This is a genomic window from Micromonospora sp. L31 (genome assembly GCF_052068075.1).
In the GTDB taxonomy this organism is placed as follows: Bacteria; Actinomycetota; Actinomycetes; order Mycobacteriales; family Micromonosporaceae; genus Micromonospora; species Micromonospora purpureochromogenes.
Map to the genome: position 1 here is coordinate 66,209 of NZ_JBQHDC010000006.1, position 20,974 is coordinate 87,182.

Below are 20,974 nucleotides of genomic sequence, written 5' to 3' on the forward strand. Positions count from 1 at the left end.
CGCCACCCCGGCGCAGCGGCCACCCCGGCCACCCCGGCGCAGCGGCCCGACCAAGCCAGACCCCGCCGGCATCGTCCCCGAACCGTGCCGGCGCAGCGGCGCCGCTCAGGCGTCCACCAGGTGGCCGTCGCGCAGGGTGAGGGTGCGGTCGGCCAGCTCGATGAGGGCCGGGTCGTGCGTGGCGACCAGGGCCGTCATGCCCCGGGCGTGCACCACCGCGCGCAGCAGGTCCATGATCGAGCGCCCGGTCTCCGAATCGAGCTGGCCGGTCGGCTCGTCGGCGATCAGCAGGGCCGGCTCGTTGGCCAGGGCCCGGGCCACCGCCACCCGCTGCTGCTGCCCGCCGGAGAGCTCGTACGGCCGCTGCGCGGCGTGCCCACCCAGCCCGACCAGCTCCAGCAGCACGGCCACCCGCTCCTCCCGTTCCGCGGCCGGCACCCGGGCCAGCCGCAGCGGCACGCCGACGTTCTCCGCGGCGGAGAGGATCGGCACCAGCCCGAAGGTCTGGAACACGAAGCCCACCGTGCCCCGGCGCAGCCGCAGCAGCTCGGCCTCACCGGCGGCGGTCACGTCGTGCCCGGCCACCCGCACCCGGCCACTGTCCGGCCGGTCCAGCCCGCCGACCAGGTTCAGCAGCGTGGTCTTGCCGGCGCCCGAACGACCCCGGACGGCCACCAGCTCACCCCGGCCGGCCACGAAGGAGACGTCGCGCACCGCGTGCACGGCGTGCTCACCCCGGCCGAAGGTCCGGCTCACCCCCTCCACCCGGACCACCTCGTCGACGACGGCCGCGGCACCGGCCCGGCCGGCGGAAACCTGCTCGCTCATGCGTCACTCCCGTTCACATCCGGCGTACGGTCGCCGGGGCGGACCTCGACGTGGTCCGGTTCGAGGTTGAGGCGGACCCGGTCGCGCAGCGCCAACGCGTCGACGAAGGACGCCGGCAGCTGCATCCGGCCGGCCCGGTCGAGCACGGCGTACTCCTCGCTGACCAGCTCGGTGCTGCCGTCGGCGCCGATCCGCGCCGTCCGGCGTACCTCCGAGGCGGTCCGGCCGTCGCGGATCGCGACGGTCCGGCGGACCTGGGTGGCCACGGCCTGGTCGTGAGTGACCACCACGATCGTCACGCCCAACTCGGCGTTGATGGTGCGCAGCGCCGCGAAGACCTCCACGCCGGTGGCCTCGTCCAGTTCACCGGTCGGCTCGTCGGCGAAGAGCACCTCCGGGTCGTTCGCCACCGCCACCGCCACCGCGCAGCGCTGCTGCTCACCGCCGCTGAGCTGGCCGGGACGCCGGTCGGCGCAGTAACCCACCCCGACCAGGTCCAGCAGCTCCTCGGCCCGCCGCCGCCGGGCCCGCCCGCCGCCGGCCCGGCCGGCCAGCTTCATCGGCAGCTCGACGTTCTCCCGCGCGGTCAGGTACGGCAGCAGGTTCCGGCCGGTCTGCTGCCAGACGAAGCCGACCACGTCCCGCCGGTAGCTCAACCGTCGCCGGTTGGAGAGGGCGAGCAGGTCGTAGTCGGCGACCCGGGCGATCCCGGCGGTCGGGGTGTCCAGCCCGGACAGGATGTTGAGCAGCGTCGACTTCCCGGAGCCGGACGCGCCGACGATCGCCACCAGCTCGCCCCGGTCGATGACCAGGTCGAGCCCCTGCAGGGCGACCACCTCCACCCCCTCGGTCTTGAAGATCCGGACCAGGCCGTCGCAGACGATGTGCCCGCGCAGGCGGTCCTGCCCGCCGGCCCGCTCGGCCGCGCGCTGCGCGGCCCGCCGCTGCAACGCGGCGAGATCCGGTACGGCGGACGTCTCGGCGGTAGCCGTCATCTCAGCTCTCCTCTCCGAGCCGGAGCACCTCGCCGAGGCGCATCCGACGGTTGTTCACGGCCTCGACCGCGACGGCGAAGGCCAGCGCCAGCAGGGCCAGCCCGAGCACCCCGGCCACCAGGCCGGGTTCGAAACGCACCGTCACCGGCGCCCCGCCGGTGAACGCGGACAGCCCCAGCACCGGGTTCAGCAGCAGCGGCAGCAGGGCGCCCACCACGGCGCCGGTCAGCACCGAGACCACCACCAGCGGGGCGAGTTCCACCAGCAGCAGGCCCCGCCACTGCCGGCGGGACAGCCCCATCGTGCGCAGCCGGGACAGCACCTGCGCCCGGCCGCGGGCGCCCGCGAGCACCGCGAACGCCAGCGCGAGCAGGCCCAGGACGCCGCCGCCGGCCGCGCCGGTGGCGAAGCCGAAGACGAGCAGCCCGTTGACCCCGCTGCCGCCCAGCCGCTCCCGCTCGGCCGCCCAGGTCGTCACCTGCGGGGGCAGCGGTCGCTTCCCGCCGGTCACCGCACCGCTGGTCTGGTAGCGGGTCTGTCCCTCCTCGGCGACCCGCCCCAGCGCCGCCGGGTCGACCGTGGCGTCCCCCGCGGCGAGCAGGAACCCGGTCGGCGCGAGCGGGTGCGGGGCGTTGGCGGGCAGCCCCGGCCAGGGCAGCACCAGGAACCGTCCCGTCCCGCCCGGGATCAGCGGGAACTCCTCCGCCGTGCCGGCGATCCGGAACGGCAGCCGGTTGCCCTGCACGTCCACCCAGCCGGGCCGGCGGCCCGCGCCGTCGGCGAGCTCCGCGTCGGCGAGGGCGGCGGCGAAGTCCGGCGACACCAGCGCGGGCAGCGCCGTCGCGGCGTCCCCGCCGGCCCGCAGCGCGGCGGGCACCGCCGGGTCGAGCCCGGAGCGCCGGGCCACCTCCGCGAAACCGGCGGGCTCCACCAGCAGCACGTACGCCTCGCCGGCCCCGCCGGGGCTGCCCTCCGAGTCGGCGTAGAGCCGCTGCCCGGGGGTGGCCAGCACGGGGGTGACCGCCCTGATCCCGGGCAGCCCGGCCAGCTCGGTCGCCGTGTCCGGGGCGAACCGGTCGCCGCTGACCAGCGCGTCGGCCGGCACCGTCCGGGTCGCCGCCCGGTCCCGCCCGTCCTCGATACCGACGGCGACGACCCCGCAGAAGGCCGCCGTGGCGATCGCCAGCACGACCACCACCAGCGGCGCGGCCACTCCGACCCGACCGGCGCGGGCGGTGCCGAGGAAGGCGACCGCGCCGCGCGCCCGGGCGGCCAGCCGGCTGAACAGCCGCAACGGCCACGGGTACGCGCGTAGCGCCAGCAGCGCGGCGGCGACCGCGAGCAGCACCGGCACCGACACCAGCAGCGGGTCCACCTCGTCGCCGAGGGCGAGTCCCCGGCGGCGCAGCAGGAACGCGGCCAGCGCGGCCAGGCCGACCACGGTGACCTCGACGGTGAGCCGGCTCGCGCCACCCCGGGCGCGCAGCAGGTCCCGCCGGCCACCGCCGCCCCGCTGGCCGGTCAGCACCGCCACCGGCAGCGCCAGCGTGGCCAGTACCGCCGCCGCCACGGTCAGCCGGCTCGCCGCGTCGGGTGTGCCGGCGCCCAGCGGGTCGGCGGGGAGCAGGCCGCCGAGCAGCCACCCCGCAACCGCGGCGACCGGCACCACCAGCAGCGACTCGGCCAGGCCGCGCCGGACCACGGTGGTGGTCGAGCCGCCCCGGGCGCGCAGCAGCAGGTACTCGTCGCGGCGGCGGCGCACGGCCAGCCGGGCGGCGAGCACGGTGAGGCCGGCGAGGGTGGCGAGCACCCCGGCGGCGATGATGGTCAGCAGCGTACGGGCGGCGGCGAGCGAATCCGCGTACTGCCGCAGCGGAATGTCGACGCCCTGGGCGAGCAGCAGCCCGGCGGGGCGCTCCCGGTCCAGTTGGGCGATGCCGTCGAGCACCGCGTCTAGGCGACCCGGGGTGAGCCGCCCGGGGTCGACCCGGTAGCGCCAGCCGAAGCCGACCGCCCAGCCGGCCGCCGCCCGGTCGTCGAAGCCGGCGTCGTCGGTCAGCCCCACCATCTGGAAGGGCTCGCCGTCGCCGACCGGCGGGGTGAGCCGCAGCGCCGAGGGGAGCGCGTCCCACGCACCGCCGCCGGCGTCGACCGGTCGGAACAGGCCGACCACCGCGACGGTGGTGGCGGAGAACTCCCGACCGTCGGAATCGAGCAGCGCCAGGCGCAGCCGGCTGCCGGCGCGCAGGCCGAGTTGCCGGGCGACCGGTTCGGCGAGCACGGTCTCGACCGGCGCGGCCCGGTCCGCCCCCTCCCCCGGCCAGCGGCCGTCGACCAGGGTGGCCGACTCCCGCAGCCCGGTCATGGTGCGCAGGCTCAGGTCGAACAGCCCCTTGTCGGCCGTGAGCTCTGGTCCCGTCAGCCGACCGAACTCGGTGTCGGCGACGTACCAGCGCTCGCCCACCACCTCGCGTACCGGCGCGGGCATCCCCGCCAGCAGCGAGTCCAGGTTGGCCCGGTGGGTGGCGGCCACCCTGCTCGTGCCGAACTGCGGCTCCGCCGGCCGTTGGTAGAGCACGTCGCGGCGGAGACCCGGCAGGTCGGCCAGCTGCTCGCGCAGCCCCTGGCCGGACAGCCGGTCCGCCACCCGCGGCATCCCGGTGACCAGCAGCGCGGTGACCAGTGTGAGCACCGCGAGGAGCAGGAAGTGCCCCCCGTACGCGCGCACCCTGCGCAGCACGGCCAGCACGCTCATCGTTCTCCCCCGATCCGCAGCTGGGCCGCCGCGACACGTTGCCGAATGCCGGTGGCCAGGACGGCGCTGCACGCGAGCGCGGCCAGCAGCAGCCCGAGCGCGGTCAGGCCGATCGGCGTCCAGGGCAGGGTGAAGGCCGCCTCCGGCACGGGCCGGCCGGCGCTCGGGGTGAGGATCACCAGTGGGGCCATGGTAGCGCCCACCCCCGCGCCCACCAGCAGGCCGACGGCGACCCCGATGCCGGCCAGGAAGGTCTGTTCGGCCAGCATCGCGCGGGCCAGCAGGGGCGGTCCGGCGCCGAGGGTGTGCAGGACGGCGAACTCGGCGAGCCGGTGCCGGGCGGTGGCCCACACGTCCACGGCGAGGCCGACCAGGGCGAGCAGCACCGAGCCGAGGGCCGCGGCGAGCAGCCCGGTCCGCGCGCCCCGCCAGTACGGGTCGCCGGCGGCCTCCTCGGCCGCCGCCCGCCGGTCGAGGACGGTCACGCCGGGCAGCTCCCGGATCGCCGCCGCCGCGGCGGCGTGCCCGCCGTCGTCGGTACGCAACCACCACTCCGGCACCGGCCGAACGGCGGCCCGGTGCCGCACCAGCCAGTCCGTGGCGGCCGGCAGGTCGATCAGCAGCGCGCCGCCGGCCTCGGTGGCACCCGGCACCGCGTCCAGTTCGCCGACCACCCGCACCGGCACGGACGCCCCGGAGAGGGCGAGCGGCACGACGTCGCCGGGCCGGACGTTCAGCGCGGCCAGCACCTGCGGGGTGACCAGCGCCGGCACCGGCGTGTTCGGCCCCGCCGGTACGACGGCGAAGCGGACCGTCGGCTGCCGGGCGAAGCGGCCGCCCTCGGTCAGCGCGATGTCGTAGTCGGCGTCCACCCCGCCGGGGGTGACGGCGCTCGTCGGCACCGGCGCCTCGCCGACCGCGTCGACCATCGACCACTCGCCGGTCAGCGCGACCGGCTGGGCGGTGCCCGCCGCGTCGGTCACCCGCAGCCCGTCGATCCGCAGGCCGTAACCGCGGGCCGCCGCGTCGCCTGCCTCGGCCTGGAAGCCGGCCACCCGCCAGGCGGCGCCGGCGGGCAGGTCGACCGCGAAGGGCACCGGGCGGTCGACCAGGGAGTCGGTGGTGGCCAGCGGCAGTTGCAGGGCCAGCCCGTCGGCCCGGGTGAGCAGCACCGACGCCTGGATCCGCTGGCCGGTCACCGGCTCGCGGACCGGGGTGCGGAGGGTGCCGGTGAGTTGGCGGGCGTCGGCGGGCAGCGGGACACCGGCCGGCGCGCCCCGGTCCCGGGCCAGCCGGCCGAGCAGCTCGCCCGGTGGCCGGTCGGCGAGCCGGTCCGCGATCAGGGCCACGTCCGGTGCCGCGCCGGCGTCCAGGGCGAGCACGGTGGCCGGCAGGCTGTCGCGGCCCAGCCGCACCTCGTCCCGCCAGGTTGGCAGCACGGCCCGGACCCCCGGCAGGCCGGCCAGGTCGGCGGCCCGGTCCACCGGCGCGGCACCGCCGCGCTCCGTCACCCGCAGGTCGGCGCCGACGCTGTGGTCGGCCTGGTCGCGCTGCGACCGCTCCCAGGTGCTGACCAGTGACCAGGCCAGGGTGCTGCCGCCGACGGCGAGCGTGAGCAGCAGCACCGGCCCGGCGTGCGGACGGCGGCCCGCCTGCCACATGCCGAACATGGTGGCCGTCCACGGTCGCCGGTCGACGAACCGTTCCGCGAACCGGGTGGCCGGGGGCAGCAGCCGCAGGGCGAGCACCGCCCCGGCCAGCACGCCGAGGGTGGGCGCGACGGCGAGCAGCGGGTCGATGCCGAGCCGGCCGCCCGCGCCGGCCAGCGGCGAGGAGTACTGCCGGAGCTGCGTCCAGGCGAGCAGGGCGAGCAGCACCAGGGCCAGGTCCACCCCGGCCCGCTGCACGGTGGCGGCCCGGGTCGGGCGGGACCGGGCGGCCATGTCAGCGACGTAGCTGCCGGCGCGACGCAGGGCCGGCAGCACCATGGCGAGCAGGCAGCCCACCGCCGCGGCGAGGGCGACCGCCCAGACCGCCCCGGCGCCGCCGCTGTCCAGCCGCAGGCCGCCCGTACCCTCGCCGCCGCTGATCCCGCGCAGCGCCACGCCGGCCAGCGGCGGCGCGAGCAGCGCGGCCGGCAGCACCACCAGCGTCGCCTCCCGTACGGCGAGGTTGGCGAGCTGGTTACGGGCCGCTCCCCGGGCGCGCAGCAGCGCGGTCTGCGCCCGCCGGTCCTCGTTGAGCAGTGCGGCGACCAGCACCAACGCGTAGCCGCCGAGCACCACGATCAGCAGCAGCGGGGTGAGCAGCGCCGAGCGGCCCACCAGGTCGGCGCGGCCGAGCCGGTCGATCAGCCGGTCCAGGCCGGTGACGCTCTGCGCGGACGAGCCGAGACCGGCCTTCTCGGGCACCTCGACGGCGGCAGTCGCGACGGCCTCCTTGACCTCCGGCAGCCGGCTCGACGCGACGCTGCGCAGGTCCGGCTCGACCACCCAGGAGATCGAGGTGGAGCCGGGGAAGGTGCGGGCGAAGTCGGCCGGGTCGAGGGCGAACGGGCCGTACGAGTCGCCGGTGTCACCGCCGCCGCTCACACCGGGGGCGAGCTGCCAGTACGCCGCGGCCGGGTCGCGGGGCCGGAAGATCCCGGCGACCACCACGTCGGTGGCCCGTCCGGAGCTGCGGTCGGTCATCGGCACCCGGGTGCCGGGGGTGAGCCGCAGCGCGCCGGCGACCCGTTCGGGGACGGTGACCTGGGTGGGGTTCGCCCCGGCGGCGGGCCAGGATCCGCCGACCAGCTCGGCGTGCGCGGCGAGGTCGTCGAGGGTGGCCAGGTCGGCGAAGACCGGGTCGTCGTCGGTGCGGGCCGCGCCGAGGTCGCCGGTCAGCTCCCGGCCGGTGCCGTGGCGGGCAGCGGAGACGACGATCCTCGCCCCGCCCAACCCGCCGGCGACGCTGTCCCGGACGGCCCGGTCCCGGCCGGCGGCCTCGGCCGCGTCCCGGCCACCGGACCCGCTGATCAGCAAGCTGCGCTCGGCGGCGGGCGCCGCCGCCAACATCGCCCGCTGCCCGGCGTCGATCGCCCGCTGGTTGTAGTCGGACAACCCGGTGACCAGCGCGACGGCGACCAACGCGGCGACCGCCGCCGCCGCCAGCAGGCCCCGCGCCTCGTAGGCCCGCCTCCACACCAGCTTCATCCGTACGCCTCCCCCGGGGCCCTCGCTGGGCCGGTGACCAGGTAGAGCGGGTACGGTCCGGAAAAGGTTCGCGCCCTTTACATGATCGTTATCCGACGTCGTCCCAACGCAGACCGGCCAGCGTAGCGGCCGCGCGCAGCGCCTCGGCGAAGCGGGCCACGCTGCCGTTGAGGGCGGCCAGCTCGTCCGGGCCGAGCAGCACCACCAGGCCGCCGTCGGTCACCGCCAGCACACAGGGGGTACGGCCCTCGCTGGCCGTCCGGACCGCCGGGCTGCGCTCGTTGAGGTGCACCAGCTCCATCGGCACCCCCAGCTCGGGCTGGAGGTCGCGCCACTCCCGCTTGCGGCCCAGACCGTGGTGGGTGACGTCACACAGCGCGCACGAGGCGGTCCCCCGGACCTTGCCGACCAGGTACGCCAGTTCGCCGCGCAGTCCGCCGTCGGCGTGGTAGACGCCGACCAGTCGCCGGATCACGCCCGAGGTGGAGGTCATGCCGGCCAGTGTGCCGGACGCCGATCCGCACCGCTGACGAGTTGTCGGCGGGTGCTCAGTCCCGCGAGTCCGGCCGGTGCTGCTTGATCCACTTCTCGACGTCAGACTTCCGCCAGACCTTGCCCATGGCGAGGACGGCGATCGGCTCCGGGAAGTTCCGTTGATTGGCGATCACGGACGCGCGCTGCCGGGAGACGCCACCGAGCATCTCCCGAATTTCCGACACGCCGACAAGCTCCACACGTTGACGATGACAGCGGCGCAGTCGCCATACGCCGACAACTACGGTGTCTATTGACGTAGACAATGGCATCAGCCAGCATGGGTGCATGGCCATGCCGCACGCCTCCGCCGTACCCGACCGTCAGCAGCGGGCGGTCCGCCCGCACGTGCCGATGCGACCGCTGTGGCTGTGTCGGGTGTGCGCCGCCGCCTGGCCGTGCCCGCCGGCACGGCTGCTGCTGGGCATGGAGTACCGCCGGGACCCGGTGGCGCTCTCCGTCTACATGGCGGGCTGCCTCTTCGACGCCACCGCCGACCTGATCCGCCTCAACCCTCACCCGGCGCCGTCACCAGCCGACCTGTTCGACCGGTTTCTGGCCTGGACGGCCCGGCGGCGGAGGTAGTCGACGAGCCGCGCTGCCGCCCGTTCAGGCGGTCTCGTCGGCCTCGCGCTTCGCCCGGCTCGGCTGCACCCGCTTCGGCTCCCCCGGCATCTTCGGGTGGTCCGGCGGGTACGGCATGTCGCCCTGGCCGGCGGCCGCGTCCCGCTCGGCCCACTGAAGCAGCGGGGTGATGTCGAACGGGGCGTCGTCGATGCCGGCGTGCGGGTCGCCCCGCTCGGCGAGCCGGGCCGGCACGCTGCGCAGGTCGAAGTCGTCCGGATCGACGTCGGGCAGCTCGTCCCAGGTGACCGGGGTGGAGACGGTGGCCCGGGCATTGGCGCGCAGCGAGTAGGCGCAGGCGATGGTGCGGTCCCGGGCCATCTGGTTGTAGTCGACGAACACCCGCCGGCCCCGCTCCTCCTTCCACCAGGCGGTGGTGACCAGGTCGGGACGGCGGCGCTCCAGCTCGCGGCCGAGCGCGATGGTGGCCCGGCGCACCTCGGTGAACGTCCAGCGGGGCTCGATGCGCAGGTAGACGTGCACGCCCCGGCCGCCCGAGGTCTTCGGCCAGCCGGTCGCACCCAGCTCGGCCAGGAGCGCGCGCAGCTCGCCGGCCGCGGTCGCCGCGTCGGCGAAGTCGGTGCCGGGCTGCGGGTCGAGGTCGACGCGCAGCTCGTCGGGGCGGTCGACGTCGGCGGCCCGCACCGGCCAGGGGTGGAAGACGATGGTGCCCATCTGGGCGGCCCAGGCCACGTGGGCCAGGTCGGCCGGGCACAGCTCGTCGGCGCTGCGCCCACTGGGGAAGCTGATCTTCGCCGTGCGCACCCACGGCGGGACACCCCGGGTCGGCACCCGCTTCTGGAAGAACATCTCCCCCTCGATGCCCTCCGGGAAGCGCTGGAGCGTGGTGGGGCGGTCCCGCAGGGCGCGCATGATCCCGTCGCCCACCGCCAGGTAGTAGTGGAAGACGTCCGCCTTGGTGAAGCCGCGGCCGGGGAAGATCACCCGGTCGGGACTGCTCAGCCGGACGGTGTGCCCGGCGACCTCGATCTCGGTCACCGTCGCCTTCGAGGAGCCGCCCATTCCGCGACCATATGCGACGCCCCCGACATCCGACGTACCGTTGGCGGGTGAGTCTTGACGAGAACGAGCTGCCCCGCACCGAGGAAGAGTGGCGGGTCCGGTTGAGCCCGCAGGAGTTCCGGGTGCTGCGCGAGGCCGGCACCGAGCCACCGTGGACGGGCGAGTACGTCGACACCAAGACCCCCGGCGTCTACCACTGCCGGGCCTGTGGCCTGGAACTCTTCTCCAGTGACACCAAGTTCGACTCGCACTGCGGCTGGCCGAGCTTCGACGATGCCATCCCCGGCCGGGTCAAGGAGATCGAGGACCGCACCCTGGGCATGAGCCGCACCGAGATCCGCTGCGCGCGCTGCGACAGCCACCTCGGGCACGTCTTCCACGGCGAGGGCTTCACCCCGAAGGACACCCGACACTGCGTCAACTCGCTGTCGATCCGGCTGGAGCCACGTACCGACGCCTGACCCGCCGGGCGCCGCCGGGGGGGTCGGCGCGTCGTCGCCTACCGCCCGGCGGCCGTCGTCAGGAGCCGCACCTCGGCGGTGCGGGACTGCTCCACCCGCCGGGCCAGTTCGCGTACCCGTGGATCGGTCGCGGTCGCCAGGTGCGCCCGGGACAGGTCGGCGGCCTCCCGCTGGTGGCTGCCGAGCAGCTCGCGCAGCACGGTGTCGACCTGGCCGGCGGGGGCGTTGCGCAGGCGGGCGAGGTCGGCCGGGGCGGCGAGGTGCCCGCTGTGGTCGTGCCGCCCGGCGGTCGCGGCCGGACCGGCGTCGCGCAGCCAGGCGCGCATGGTGGTCAGCTCGTCGGCCTCGGTCACCTCGATGGCGGCGACCAGGGTGCGCAGCTCGGGGTCGGTCACCCGGTCGCGCCCCAGCCGGACGATCTCCATCGTCTGCTCGGTGTGGGCCACCATCATGGTCAGGTACAGCACGTCGAGGGTGCCGAGCGCGGTGTCCGTCGGGCCCGCGGTCGCGGCAGGGGTCGCCTGCGGGGACGGGGCGTCGACGCAGCCGGCGGCCAGCAGCAGGGTGGCGAGCCCGGCGAGCGCCGAGACCCGCGCCACGCCGCTCCCGACCGGGTAGCGCCGAGGGGCGGATGCGGCCCGCACCGGCACGGGCCGTACCCGTCCGGTCAGACCTGCGACCACAGCGCCGGCACGTTCGGCGGTTCCCAGCCCGGGATCGCGGTGTGCGCCTGCCGGCACCGGTAGCTCAGCCCGTTGTAGGTGACCTGGTCACCCACCTGGTAGGCGCGACCGGCGGTCCAGCTGCCGCTCGGGGCGGGCGGCGTGGTGGGAGCCGGCGGCGTCGGGGTGGGCGAGCTGGTGGGGGTCGGCGTCGGGCTGGGAGCCGGACCGCCGCCGCCACCGATCTGCACGTCCACGCAGGAGTAGAACGCGTTGGCGGTGTCCGCGATGTTCCACACCGCGAGGATCTTCTGCCGGCCGGAGAAGCCGCCGAGGTTCACGGTGTGCGACACGGTGGCGCCGGGCTGCTGGCCGCCCCCGTTGAAGACGCCCACCCGGGTGCCGCCGATGAAGTACTCCCAGTTGCTGGTGGCGTGCCGGGCGGTGTTGGTCCAGGTGAACGTCACCGAGCTGCCGACCGAGGTGGCCGGCCAGCCCCGGCTGTCGTCGTTCAGGACGGCGAAGTGGGCGATGTTGGCGTGGCAGTTGCGCAGCCCCTTCGGGCCCTCCACGCTCTGCGGCTCGTACTTGATCTGCCCGCAGTCGGGCACCCGGTTCTGCGCGCAGAGCGCCTGGCGGCTGGGTGGTCCGGAGACGTAGCCGTGCGCCTGGGCGGGGGCGGCGACGGCGAGCGAGGACACGACGGCGCCCGCCGCCAGGACCGGGACGGTGACTCTTCGACGCATGATGGCAACTCCTCGGCTTCGGCCTGCTGAAGGTGCCACCAACATAATTTAAACCTTGTTAACAGTAAAGACTCCTGTCAATAAAAACATCGACGTCCATGATGCTCCTGGCCTCCGCTCAGAGCCGCAGCAGGCTGCCCTTCTCGTCGACCCGGTCGGCGGAGTCGTCGTCCAGCCAGACGCCCCCGCTGGCGAGGTACCGGAAGCGGTACTCGCCGGGGCCGAGCTTCACCGTCACCGTCCGGGTGCCGTCGCGGCGGGCGACCAGCTCGTGCCGGCCGGGCTCCCAGCCGTTGAAGCAGCCGACGACGCTGACCGGGCCGGGCGGGGTGTCCCGGGGCAGGCAGAAGGTGACCCGGGTCTGGTTGCCGAAGAGCTTGTTGCGCTTGATCACGTGGTCCTCCGGGGTCGAGGCGGTTCACCAGGCCCAACGCGCGACACGCCGGGGGCGAAACGCCGTCCGGCCGGATCCACTCGCGGCATTTCGCCCCCAACGGCCCCGCCCTGGCGCACCCTGATGTCACATGTCCTGATTCGGGGGGTTTTTGATCGTGGCTACCTGTGAGGTCTGCGGCAACGAGTACTGGATGGCGTTCGAGGTGCGCACAGTCAGCGGTGACACGCACACCTTCGACTGCTTCGAGTGCGCGGCGCAGAAGCTGGCGCCGATCTGCGAGCACTGCGAGGTCAAGATCCTCGGCCACGGCGTGGAGGTCGGCGGCCGGTTCTTCTGCTGCGCGCACTGCGCCCGCGCCGAGGAGGCCCAGGGCGCCGAGATCCGCGACGCGGTCGGCGCCCGCCCGGCCTGACCGCGCGCCCCGGCCCCGCACCGGGCCGGGGCTCTCCGGAGTACGCGCCACCGCCCGGCCTACCATCGCGGGATGCCGCCGCAGACCACCCAGGTCCGGGTCGCCGCCTTCGCCGACCTGGACGCCCGCACCTTCCACGACCTGCTCCGGCTGCGCATCGACGTGTTCGTGGTCGAGCAGCACTGCCCGTACCCGGAGCTGGACGGCCGGGACGTCGAGCCCGGCACCCGGCACCTCTGGCTGGAGCGCGACGGCGCCGTGCTGGCGTACCTGCGGATCCTGGCCGACCCGGACGGCTCGGCGCGGATCGGCCGGGTGGTGGTGGCGCCGACGGCGCGCGGCGGCGGGCACGCCGGCCGGCTGATGATTGAGGCGCTGCGGCTGGTCGGCGACCGGCCATGTGTGCTGGAGGCGCAGTCCTACCTGGTCGACTTCTACGCCCGGCACGGCTTCGCGGTGACCGGCCCGGAGTACGTCGAGGACGGCATCCCGCACGTCCCGATGCGCCGGCAGAGCCGACCCGGTCACCCGGGAGACATTGACGAATAGCGTTTTCCCGTGGGAGCCTGCGAGGCAGAGCCGTCGCGGGAGCCACGCAGGGGTTCGGGAGGGGGCAACTCCCGGCCGTCCGGGCGTCGTCGACCGACACTCCAGACCCCGGAGGCTCCATGTCCGTCCTGCTGCGCAGACGCCCCACCCCACTGGTGGCGGCGCTGCTCACCGTCGGCGCGATCGTCGCGCTGCTGCTCACCACCGCCCTGGCCCGGTCCGCCTCCGCCCACGGATCGGTGGTGGACCCGGCGTCGCGCAACTACGGCTGCTGGCAACGCTGGGGCAGCGACTTCCAGAACCCGAAGATGGCCACCGAGGACCCGATGTGCTGGCAGGCCTGGCAGGCCGACCCGAATGCCATGTGGAACTGGAACGGCCTGTTCCGCGAGGGCGTCGCCGGCAACCACCAGGGCGCCATCCCGGACGGCCAGTTGTGCAGTGCCGGGCACACCGCCAGCGGCCGCTACAACGCGCTGGACGCGGTCGGCGCCTGGAAGACCGTGCCGACCACGACCAACTTCAGGATCAAGCTGTACGACCAGGCCAGTCACGGCGCCGACTACATCCGGGTGTACGTGACGAAGCAGGGCTTCAACGCCCTGACCAAGCCGCTGGCCTGGAGCGACCTGGAACTGGTCGGCCAGATCGGCAACACCCCGGCGGCCCAGTGGACCCCGGAGGCCCCGGGGGTGTCGATCCAGGTGCCGGCGAACGCGCCGGGGCGCACCGGCCGGCACATCGTCTACACGATCTGGCAGGCCAGCCACCTGGACCAGTCGTACTACCTGTGCAGCGACGTCGACTTCGGGGGCGGGCCCGGTACGCCGCCCACCACGACGCCGCCGCCCACCAGCCCGCCGCCGACCACCCCGCCGCCGACGACGCCGCCGCCGGCCGGGGCCTGCACCGCCAGCTACCGGGTCACCGCGCAGTGGTCCGGCGGCTTCCAGGGTGAGGTGGAGGTGACCGCCGGCGCCACCGCGGTCAAGGGCTGGACCGTGACCTGGACGTTCGCCGGCGGCCAGCAGGTCAGCCAGGCGTGGAACGCGACGGTGACGAGCAGCGGGTCCGCCGTCACCGCCCGGAACGTCAGCTACAACGGGTCACTGGCCGCCGGGGCGAGGACGTCCTTCGGCTTCCTCGGCTCCGGCAGCGGGGCCAACCCGACCCCGACCTGCACCGCGACGCTCTGATCCGCAAACGGCCGTGACCCGGCAGCCAGCCGGGTCACGGCCGTCCCCGACCGCGTCGACGGCGAGCGCCGGGTCACGAACCCGGCCGGCGTCAGCCACCCCGCAGCGCCCGGTTGAGCCGGGACTCGAAGTCCTCCGGCAGCGTGCCGTCCCCCTCCAGGGCGGTCCGGACGCCCTCCCGGAACACCCGGCTGAACTGGAAGTAGTGCGGCACCCGGGGCCGTACCCGGGCCTCCCGGACCGCCTCGCCGAGCAGCGCGAGGTACGGGAACCGCTGCCGCAGCGCCGCGTCGGCGTAGACGTCCGTCCGGGTCGGGGCGAAGCCGCCCACCGTGAACAGGGTGCGCTGGGCCTCCTCCCGGGTCAGGAACTCGATCAGCGCCTGGGCGGCGCGCGGCTGCCGACTCTGCTTGGCGATGGCGAGGTTCTGGCCACCCAGCGCCGACGGGCCGGGCAGCCGGGTCACCTCGAACGGCACCCGGGGCCCCGGCGTGTCGGTGTCGGCCAGCGACCGGTAGTTGACCGGCCAGTTGCGCATGAACAGCGCCCGGCCCTCCTGGAAGTCCCGCAGGCTGCGCGCCTCGTCGCCGGGGACGGTGAAGGCGTCGCCCACCAGCAGGCCGTCGCGCCGGGCCGCGGCGACGTCGCGCAGCCGGCGCTCCCACCGCTCCCGCTGGAAGACCACCCGGTTCTCGGTCTCGTCGACGAGCCGGTCGACGCCGCCGGCCCAGAGCAGTTCCATCCCGTTGACGGTCAGCCCCTCATACGGGCCGAACTGCCCGACGTACCCGGCGGCGGGCCGCTGCGTCGCGCCGCCCGCGCCGGTCAGCGCCGCGCTCCGGTCGATGATGGCGTCCCAGTCGAAGCGGGGCGCCTCGCCGGGGGCGGCCGGCGTCCCGCCGGTCACCAGGTCCGACCGGTAGAAGAGCAGGCCGGCGTCGGTGTTGAAGGGCAGCGCCCAGAGCGAGCCCCGGTAGCGGCAGCTGTCCAGCACCTCCGGCACGAACGCGTCGAGGTGCCCGGGGGCCAGCCGCGCCTCGTCGATCGGGCGCAGGTGACCGGCGGCGGCGAACTCCGCGGTGAAGGTGACGTCGAGGTTGTAGATGTCCACGGCGTCGTCCGGGTCGTCGCCGCCGCCCGCCGCCTGCGCCTGGGCGATCCCCACCATCTCGCTGTGCTGCTGGTCGGTGGTGACCGGCGCCTCCCGGATCCGGGCCGGGCTCTGCGGGTGCAGCACGTTCCAGAGCTTGACCAGTTCCTCCCGCTGCCCGCCGGAGCTGGTGTCCTTGCCGCTGAGGATCACCAGCTCGCCGCGCTCCAGCGGCTCCTCCCGGGTGGCGACGTACCAGCCCAGCGTGGCGACGACACCGACCACCGTGCCGACGGCCACCCCGAGCAGGAACGACGCCGGCACCCGGCGCCGGCGACGAGGAGTCCCGGACGCACCGTGCGGCTTCCGGTCGGTCACTGGCCGGCCCCCTTCTCCCAGAGTTGACGGAACAGCCCGGTCAGCGCCCGGTCCACGGTGCTCGCCTCGGCCTGGAGGCACTGCCCGCCGCTGGCCCGGGCGGTCTGCCGCAGGGTGCGGGTCCGCACCCGGTCGTCGCAGCTCGCCTCGCCGACGGCGATCACGTAGAGGCGTACCGGGGGGTCGCCCTCGACCCGGGGCACCAGGCCGCCGCTGGCGGTGTCCCGCCCGTCGGTGAGGACCACGACGGCCCGCAGGTGGTCGTCCCCGCCGCCCCGCCGGCGCACCTCGCCGATCGCGGCGTCGATGGTCCGGTACAGCGGCGTGTCCCCCGCCGGCACGGTCCGCCGCAGGCGGGCGACCAGCGCCTCGTCCCGCGCCCGGTCGGCCCGCCCGACCTCCCGCAGCCGCCCGGCGTTACCCCGGTAGGCGGTGGAGAACGCCCACACCCCGACCTCGTCCCGGCCGCCGAGGCGGCGCAGCGAGGCGGCGATGCCGTCCACCGCCACGTCGAACCGGGTGCCCCGGCCCGCCTGCGCCAGCATCGAGCCGGACGTGTCCAGCGCCAGCAGCACCCGGGCCGGCCGCCGGGCCTCCCGGTAGCGCTGGTCGGCGGTGTTCAGGGCGAGCGCGTCGGAGCCGTCGACGAGTTCCCACTGCGGGTTGTCCAGCAGCCAGCCCGGCAGCACGCCGTTCTCCTCGGTCAGCGCCGGGCCGGTCCCGTCCCGGCCGGGCACCCGGAAGCCCCGGGCCAGCAGCTCGTCCCGCCCCGGCCCGGTCAACCAGCGGCGCAGGTCGTCCGCGGCGGCCCGGGCGGCGGGGCTCTGCACGGAATCCGGCCAGCGCAGCAGGACCAGGCGGTGGTCCACCCCCGGGGTCAGCTCCGGATAGAAGGCCACCAGCGCCCGGCCCGGCGCGGGACGGCCGCGCTCGACGCAGCCGTCGCCGAGCCGCTCGCCGAGGTTGAACTGGACCAGCGCCTGCTCGGTGGTGACCACCGCGGGCGGCGCCGGGGCGGCCGGGTCGGCGGCGAGCTGCCGCTGCCGGCACAGCACGGCGGCGAGGCTGCCCAGCGGGAAGCCGCGCTCGTCCTGGGCGGCCTCCAGGCGCTGCTCCACCTGCTGGCGGATCCACGCCGTGTCGGGTGCACCGTCGTACAGCGCCACGTCGACCATCCGGGCCTCGGGGGACACCGCCGGATCGGGGCGGACGACCTGCCACCCGGTGCCGGTCACCCGCCGGCCCGAGGCGGTGGCCGTCGGGGTCTCCCCCGGGCTCCGGCTGGCCTTGGCGAACAGCTCGGGCCAGGACAGCGAACGCTGCCGGTCGGCGTCGTCGCGGGCGGGATCGACGAGGGCGCGCGGCACCGCCAGCACCAGCGGCGAGCGGGCCACCGTCAGGTAGTCCCGGACGGTGGTCAGGTTCAGCACCTGCTGCGACGGCATCTCGGCGCCCGGCAACCACACGTCCGGGCGCGGGCCGACGTCGGCCGGGTACCAGCCGGGCGTGCCCGGGTCCCCCTCTGTCGCCGGCCGGCCGGCGGACTCCGACCAGCCGAGCTGGAGACCCTGGGCCACCTCGCGCGGCGCGGCGGGGTAGACGAAGACGTTCGTCGTCCGGCAGCCCCCGGCGCGGGCCGCCGTCCACGACTCGTACGCGGCGGCCACCGCCTGGTAGGTCACCAGGTCGTCCGGGGCGGCGGCGACCCGCAGCTCGACCGGCCCGGCGCAGCCGCCCAGCGGCTCGGGCACGGCGGCGAGGCCGACCGCCAGCAGCGCCACCAGGAGCGCCGCCACCCGGGCCCGGACCCGAGTCGACCAGCGGGCGGCGGCCGGGGCGGGGCCGGTGCGCCACCGGCTGAACGGCTGCCGCCAGCGGGGCAGCACCCGGGGCCGGCCGTACTGGTCGGCCACCGGCAGCCGGCGGATCGGGATCATGAAGGCGGCCGGGCGGGCCGGCTGCGGCCGGACCACCTGGTCGACCGCGACGATCATGCCGATGACGCAGCGCAGTCGGCTGTCCCACACCGGGGCTCCGGAGAATCCGGGCTCGATCTGGTAGCCGGAGTCGCTGCGGTTGGCGAGCTGGATCCAGCCGCCGCCGATCGGCCCGACCACCCACCCCTCGAACCAGCGGCCCTCGGGCAGCGCGCGGGGGAAGCCGAAGACCCGGCAGACCCGGTCCCGGGTGCCGGCCTGGCCGGGGCGGGCCAGCCGGACCGGCCGGGCCCCGACCGGCGCCGGCGCGACGAGCTGGAGGACGGCGTAGTCGCCCGAGCCGTCCGGCCGCCCCGGCTGCCAGTGCTGCGGCAGGACCAGCGCGGCGAGGCGGCGCCCCGGCGCCACCAGGGGGAAGCTCACCGACACCACGACGGCGTCGGCCGGCCCGGGCGCCACCGGTTCCGGACCCAGTGCCGCCTGCACGACGTGGGCGCAGGTCAGCAGGCGGGCGGAGTCGATCAGGAAGGCCGCGCCGACGACGTTCCCGGCCCGGTCGTGCACGGCCGCCACCGCCAGCGTCGCCTCGCCGGGCACGGGGCGCGCGGGCCGCTGCGGTGGACGCCCCGTCGCGCCGGGCATCACGCGGTGGTCCGGCGCCGCCGGCTCAGGCGGCGGGGTCGGCGCGGTTCCATTCGAGCTGCACCTTGAGGTTGGCTTCCGAGGTGCCGCTGGCCACGACGAGCCCACCCTTGGCCGCCAGCTTCACGCCGAACTCCACGCAGACCCGGTCCGGCGGCTCGGCGGCGTCGCGCAGGTTGCGCAGTACGGCGTCGGTCACCGGCCGCAACTGGGTCAGGGCGGACTCCAGCGTCTGGTGCGCCCGCGCCACCACCTCGCCGGCCCGGCCGACCGGGACCACGCCCTCCTCGTCGGCGATCTCGACCCGGACCGCGCCACCGCCGTCCAGCGGGAACTCGACGAGCTGCGACACCGGGCCTCCAGACGGATCCGCACGGCAGCGACAGTTACCGTGATGGATCTGACACGTTACCGGGGGTGCGCAATCCCGGCGAGCCCGTCACACCAGGCAGTTGACGATGTCGGCGACCGAGCGGCGCCGACCGGTGTAGAACGGGACCTCCTCGCGGACGTGCCGACGGGCGCCGGAGCCGCGCAGGTCGCGCATCAGGTCGACGATCCGGTGCAGCTCGTCGGCCTCGAAGGCGAGCATCCACTCGTAGTCGCCGAGGGCGAACGAGGCGACCGTGTTGGCCCGGACGTCGGGGTAGCCGCGCGCCATCTTGCCGTGCTCGGCCAGCATCTCGCGCCGCTCGGCGTCGGGCAGCAGGTACCACTCGTACGAGCGGACGAACGGGTAGACGCAGAGGTAGGGGCGGGGCTCCTCGTTGGCGAGGAACGCCGGGATGTGGCTCTTGTTGAACTCCGCCGGCCGGTGCAGGGCCATCTGCGACCACACCGGGGTGAGCGCCCGACCCAGGGTGGTCCGGCGGAACCGCAGGTAGGCGTCCTGGAGGGCGTCGCTGGAGGAGGAGTGCCACCAGATCAGCAGGTCGGCGTCGGCGCGCAGGCCGGCCACGTCGTACAGGCCACGGACCACGACGTCCTTGCCGGCCAGCTCCTCGAAGAGCGCCTCGACCTCGCCGGTGACGTTCTCCCGCAGGGACGGCAGCGGGCTGGTGGCCCGGAACACCGACCACATGGTGTAGCGGATGCTCGCGTTGAGCTCCCTGAGCCGCGCCGCGTTGGTCTGCTCGGTCATGAACCCGATCCTCCCAGTGCTTCGATGATCTCTCCGGCCGCCGTCTCGCCGGAGCGGACACAGACCGGAATGCCGACCCCGTCGAGGCCGGCGCCGGCCAGGACCAGCGTCGGGTGGGCCGCGCGCAGCGCCGTCCGGGCGGCGGCGACCCGGTCGCCGTGACCCGGGGCGTACTGCGGCAGCGCCCCGCCCCAGCGCTGCACGTGGCTGGCGAGCGGCGCGGGCAGCGCCACCCCGAGCACGCCGGACAGTTCCCGGTGCACGGTGGCCACCAGGTCGGGGTCCGCCAGGTGCAGGGACGTCTCGTCGCCGTACCGGCCGACGGAGGCGCGGACCAGGGCGATCCCGTCCGGCCGGGCCAGGTGCCCCCACTTAATGGTGAAGAACGTGGACGCCTTGATCAGCAGGCCCTCGGTGACCGGCACCAGGAAGCCGGAGAGCGCCGGCAGCTCCGGGTCGGGCAGGGCCAGGGTGACCAGCGCGACGCTGGCGTAGTCGAGCCCGCCGATCGTCGTGGCCACCTCGGAGGTGACCGGGGCGAGCAGCCGGGCGGCGGGCCGGGCCGGCAGGGCGAGCACCACCGCGTCCGCCTCGACCAGCTCCGGGGCGCGGGTCGGGCCGACGGTCAGCCGCCAACCTTCCGCGGTGGGCGTCAGCTCGCGGACCGCGGCGTGGAGCCGGACGGTCGCGCCGCTGGCCGTCGCCGCGGCCTCGACCAGGGTGGAGAGCCCGCCGGCCAGGGTGCCGAAGACCGGCGCGCCCGGCGCGCGCGGCGCGGCGGCCTGGGCGGCGCGGACCGCCCCGGTGAGGGTGTGCTCGACGCGGGCCGCGCGGGCCAGCGCCGGCATCGTGGTGACCAGCGACAGGTCGTCGGCCCGGCCGGCGTAGACGCCGCCGAGCATCGGGTCGACCAGCCGGTCCACCACCTCATCCCCGAGGCGGGCCCGGACCAGCGTCCCGACCGCGACGTCCTCGTCCGGCCCGAGCAGCGGCCGGCCGCCGTCGCGGTCGGCGTCCGCCGCCGGCCGGGCGACCGTCGCCACCCGCTCCAGATCCCCGGGTACGCCCACCAGCGTGCCGCCCGGCACCGGGCGCAACCCGCCGTCGACGGCGAGCGCGGCCTGCCCGACGGTGGGGTGGACGATCCTCTCGGCCAGGCCGAGCCGGCGGATCAGCGTGACGGCGGCGGACTCCCCGCCGGCCGGGTCGCGCATCAGGAACGACTCGGCGCCGAACTCGACCGGCTGCCCGGCCAGCTCACCGGTGCGCAGCTTGCCGCCGAGCGCGCCGGACTGCTCGTACACGGTGATCTCGGTGCCGGCGGGGGCGCGGTCGCGCAACCGGACGGCGGCAGCCAGCCCGGCGATCCCGCCGCCGACCACCGCCACCCGCCACGGCCGCGACACGACG

At 75.7% G+C, this 20,974-nt stretch carries 20 protein-coding genes; 5 read left to right on the forward strand and 15 right to left on the reverse strand.

The window, feature by feature from the left end; genetic code table 11:
* Positions 1–105: 105 nt before the first annotated feature.
* The 6 genes from ACTMS9_RS17780 to ACTMS9_RS17805 form a co-directional block, all read right to left on the reverse strand.
* Positions 106–828: an ABC transporter ATP-binding protein gene (locus tag ACTMS9_RS17780; RefSeq protein WP_357606452.1), complete on the reverse strand. Its 723-nt coding sequence runs from the start codon at positions 826–828 to the stop codon at positions 106–108.
* Positions 825–1,823, reverse strand: a complete 999-nt coding sequence (locus ACTMS9_RS17785) for an ABC transporter ATP-binding protein (RefSeq protein WP_441165506.1) — start codon at positions 1,821–1,823, stop codon at positions 825–827. Before ACTMS9_RS17785 ends, ACTMS9_RS17780 begins: the two co-directional genes overlap by 4 nt.
* 1 nt (position 1,824) lies before the next feature.
* Positions 1,825–4,578 carry an FtsX-like permease family protein gene (locus ACTMS9_RS17790; protein ID WP_441165507.1) on the reverse strand — a complete coding sequence of 918 codons (2,754 nt, stop codon included), beginning with the start codon at positions 4,576–4,578 and terminating at the stop codon, positions 1,825–1,827.
* Complete coding sequence (locus ACTMS9_RS17795) at positions 4,575–7,772, reverse strand: FtsX-like permease family protein (RefSeq protein WP_441165508.1); 3,198 nt, start codon at positions 7,770–7,772, stop codon at positions 4,575–4,577. Before ACTMS9_RS17795 ends, ACTMS9_RS17790 begins: the two co-directional genes overlap by 4 nt.
* Positions 7,773–7,860: 88 nt before the next feature.
* Positions 7,861–8,265: a hypothetical protein gene (locus ACTMS9_RS17800; protein ID WP_441144152.1), complete on the reverse strand. Its 405-nt coding sequence runs from the start codon at positions 8,263–8,265 to the stop codon at positions 7,861–7,863.
* A gap of 55 nt (positions 8,266–8,320) precedes the next feature.
* Positions 8,321–8,506 carry a helix-turn-helix transcriptional regulator gene (locus tag ACTMS9_RS17805; protein WP_441165509.1) on the reverse strand — a complete coding sequence of 62 codons (186 nt, stop codon included), beginning with the start codon at positions 8,504–8,506 and terminating at the stop codon, positions 8,321–8,323.
* 88 nt (positions 8,507–8,594) lie between these two features.
* Between ACTMS9_RS17805 and ACTMS9_RS17810 the strand changes: the two genes are divergently transcribed.
* A complete protein-coding gene (locus tag ACTMS9_RS17810; RefSeq protein WP_441144156.1) occupies positions 8,595–8,891 on the forward strand; it encodes a hypothetical protein in 297 nt (98 codons plus the stop codon).
* Positions 8,892–8,915: 24 nt separating this feature from the next.
* Here the strand turns inward: ACTMS9_RS17810 and ligD are convergent, their stop codons facing one another.
* Positions 8,916–9,953, reverse strand: coding sequence for a non-homologous end-joining DNA ligase (gene ligD, locus ACTMS9_RS17815; protein WP_441144158.1), 1,038 nt, complete (start codon positions 9,951–9,953; stop codon positions 8,916–8,918).
* 47 nt (positions 9,954–10,000) lie between these two features.
* Between ligD and msrB the strand changes: the two genes are divergently transcribed.
* Positions 10,001–10,414: a peptide-methionine (R)-S-oxide reductase MsrB gene (gene msrB / locus ACTMS9_RS17820; RefSeq protein WP_441165510.1), complete on the forward strand. Its 414-nt coding sequence runs from the start codon at positions 10,001–10,003 to the stop codon at positions 10,412–10,414.
* Between the two features lie 38 nt (positions 10,415–10,452).
* Here the strand turns inward: msrB and ACTMS9_RS17825 are convergent, their stop codons facing one another.
* From ACTMS9_RS17825 to ACTMS9_RS17835, 3 genes are all read right to left on the reverse strand, one after another.
* Positions 10,453–11,013, reverse strand: coding sequence for a DUF305 domain-containing protein (locus ACTMS9_RS17825; protein WP_441165511.1), 561 nt, complete (start codon positions 11,011–11,013; stop codon positions 10,453–10,455).
* 68 nt (positions 11,014–11,081) lie between these two features.
* On the reverse strand, positions 11,082–11,822 hold the full coding sequence (locus ACTMS9_RS17830) for a lytic polysaccharide monooxygenase (RefSeq protein WP_441144164.1): 741 nt from the start codon (positions 11,820–11,822) through the stop codon (positions 11,082–11,084).
* A 118-nt stretch (positions 11,823–11,940) separates the two neighbouring features.
* Positions 11,941–12,216 carry an isoamylase early set domain-containing protein gene (locus tag ACTMS9_RS17835; protein WP_441144166.1) on the reverse strand — a complete coding sequence of 92 codons (276 nt, stop codon included), beginning with the start codon at positions 12,214–12,216 and terminating at the stop codon, positions 11,941–11,943.
* A gap of 157 nt (positions 12,217–12,373) precedes the next feature.
* On the opposite strand from ACTMS9_RS17835, the gene ACTMS9_RS17840 reads away from it, so the two are divergent.
* From ACTMS9_RS17840 to ACTMS9_RS17850, 3 genes are all read left to right on the forward strand, one after another.
* The gene (locus ACTMS9_RS17840; RefSeq protein WP_280836355.1) at positions 12,374–12,631 is read left to right on the forward strand and encodes a Prokaryotic metallothionein; all 258 of its coding nucleotides are present in this window, start codon (positions 12,374–12,376) and stop codon (positions 12,629–12,631) included.
* 72 nt (positions 12,632–12,703) lie between these two features.
* Positions 12,704–13,180, forward strand: a complete 477-nt coding sequence (locus ACTMS9_RS17845) for a GNAT family N-acetyltransferase (protein WP_441144168.1) — start codon at positions 12,704–12,706, stop codon at positions 13,178–13,180.
* 119 nt (positions 13,181–13,299) lie between these two features.
* A complete protein-coding gene (locus ACTMS9_RS17850) occupies positions 13,300–14,376 on the forward strand; it encodes a lytic polysaccharide monooxygenase auxiliary activity family 9 protein (RefSeq protein ID WP_441165512.1) in 1,077 nt (358 codons plus the stop codon).
* A 91-nt stretch (positions 14,377–14,467) separates the two neighbouring features.
* On the opposite strand, the gene ACTMS9_RS17855 is transcribed toward ACTMS9_RS17850, so the two are convergent.
* From ACTMS9_RS17855 to hemG, 5 genes are all read right to left on the reverse strand, one after another.
* Positions 14,468–15,844: an extracellular solute-binding protein gene (locus ACTMS9_RS17855; protein ID WP_441165513.1), complete on the reverse strand. Its 1,377-nt coding sequence runs from the start codon at positions 15,842–15,844 to the stop codon at positions 14,468–14,470.
* Complete coding sequence (locus ACTMS9_RS17860) at positions 15,841–18,423, reverse strand: trypsin-like peptidase domain-containing protein (RefSeq protein WP_441165514.1); 2,583 nt, start codon at positions 18,421–18,423, stop codon at positions 15,841–15,843. The genes ACTMS9_RS17855 and ACTMS9_RS17860 overlap by 4 nt, the downstream gene beginning before the upstream one ends.
* 25 nt (positions 18,424–18,448) lie before the next feature.
* Positions 18,449–18,775: a CU044_2847 family protein gene (locus ACTMS9_RS17865; RefSeq protein ID WP_211364584.1), complete on the reverse strand. Its 327-nt coding sequence runs from the start codon at positions 18,773–18,775 to the stop codon at positions 18,449–18,451.
* Positions 18,776–18,862: 87 nt separating this feature from the next.
* Complete coding sequence (hemQ, locus tag ACTMS9_RS17870; protein ID WP_441165515.1) at positions 18,863–19,564, reverse strand: hydrogen peroxide-dependent heme synthase; 702 nt, start codon at positions 19,562–19,564, stop codon at positions 18,863–18,865.
* The gene (hemG, locus tag ACTMS9_RS17875) at positions 19,561–20,970 is read right to left on the reverse strand and encodes a protoporphyrinogen oxidase (protein ID WP_441165516.1); all 1,410 of its coding nucleotides are present in this window, start codon (positions 20,968–20,970) and stop codon (positions 19,561–19,563) included. The genes hemQ and hemG overlap by 4 nt, the downstream gene beginning before the upstream one ends.
* Positions 20,971–20,974: the final 4 nt, after the last annotated feature.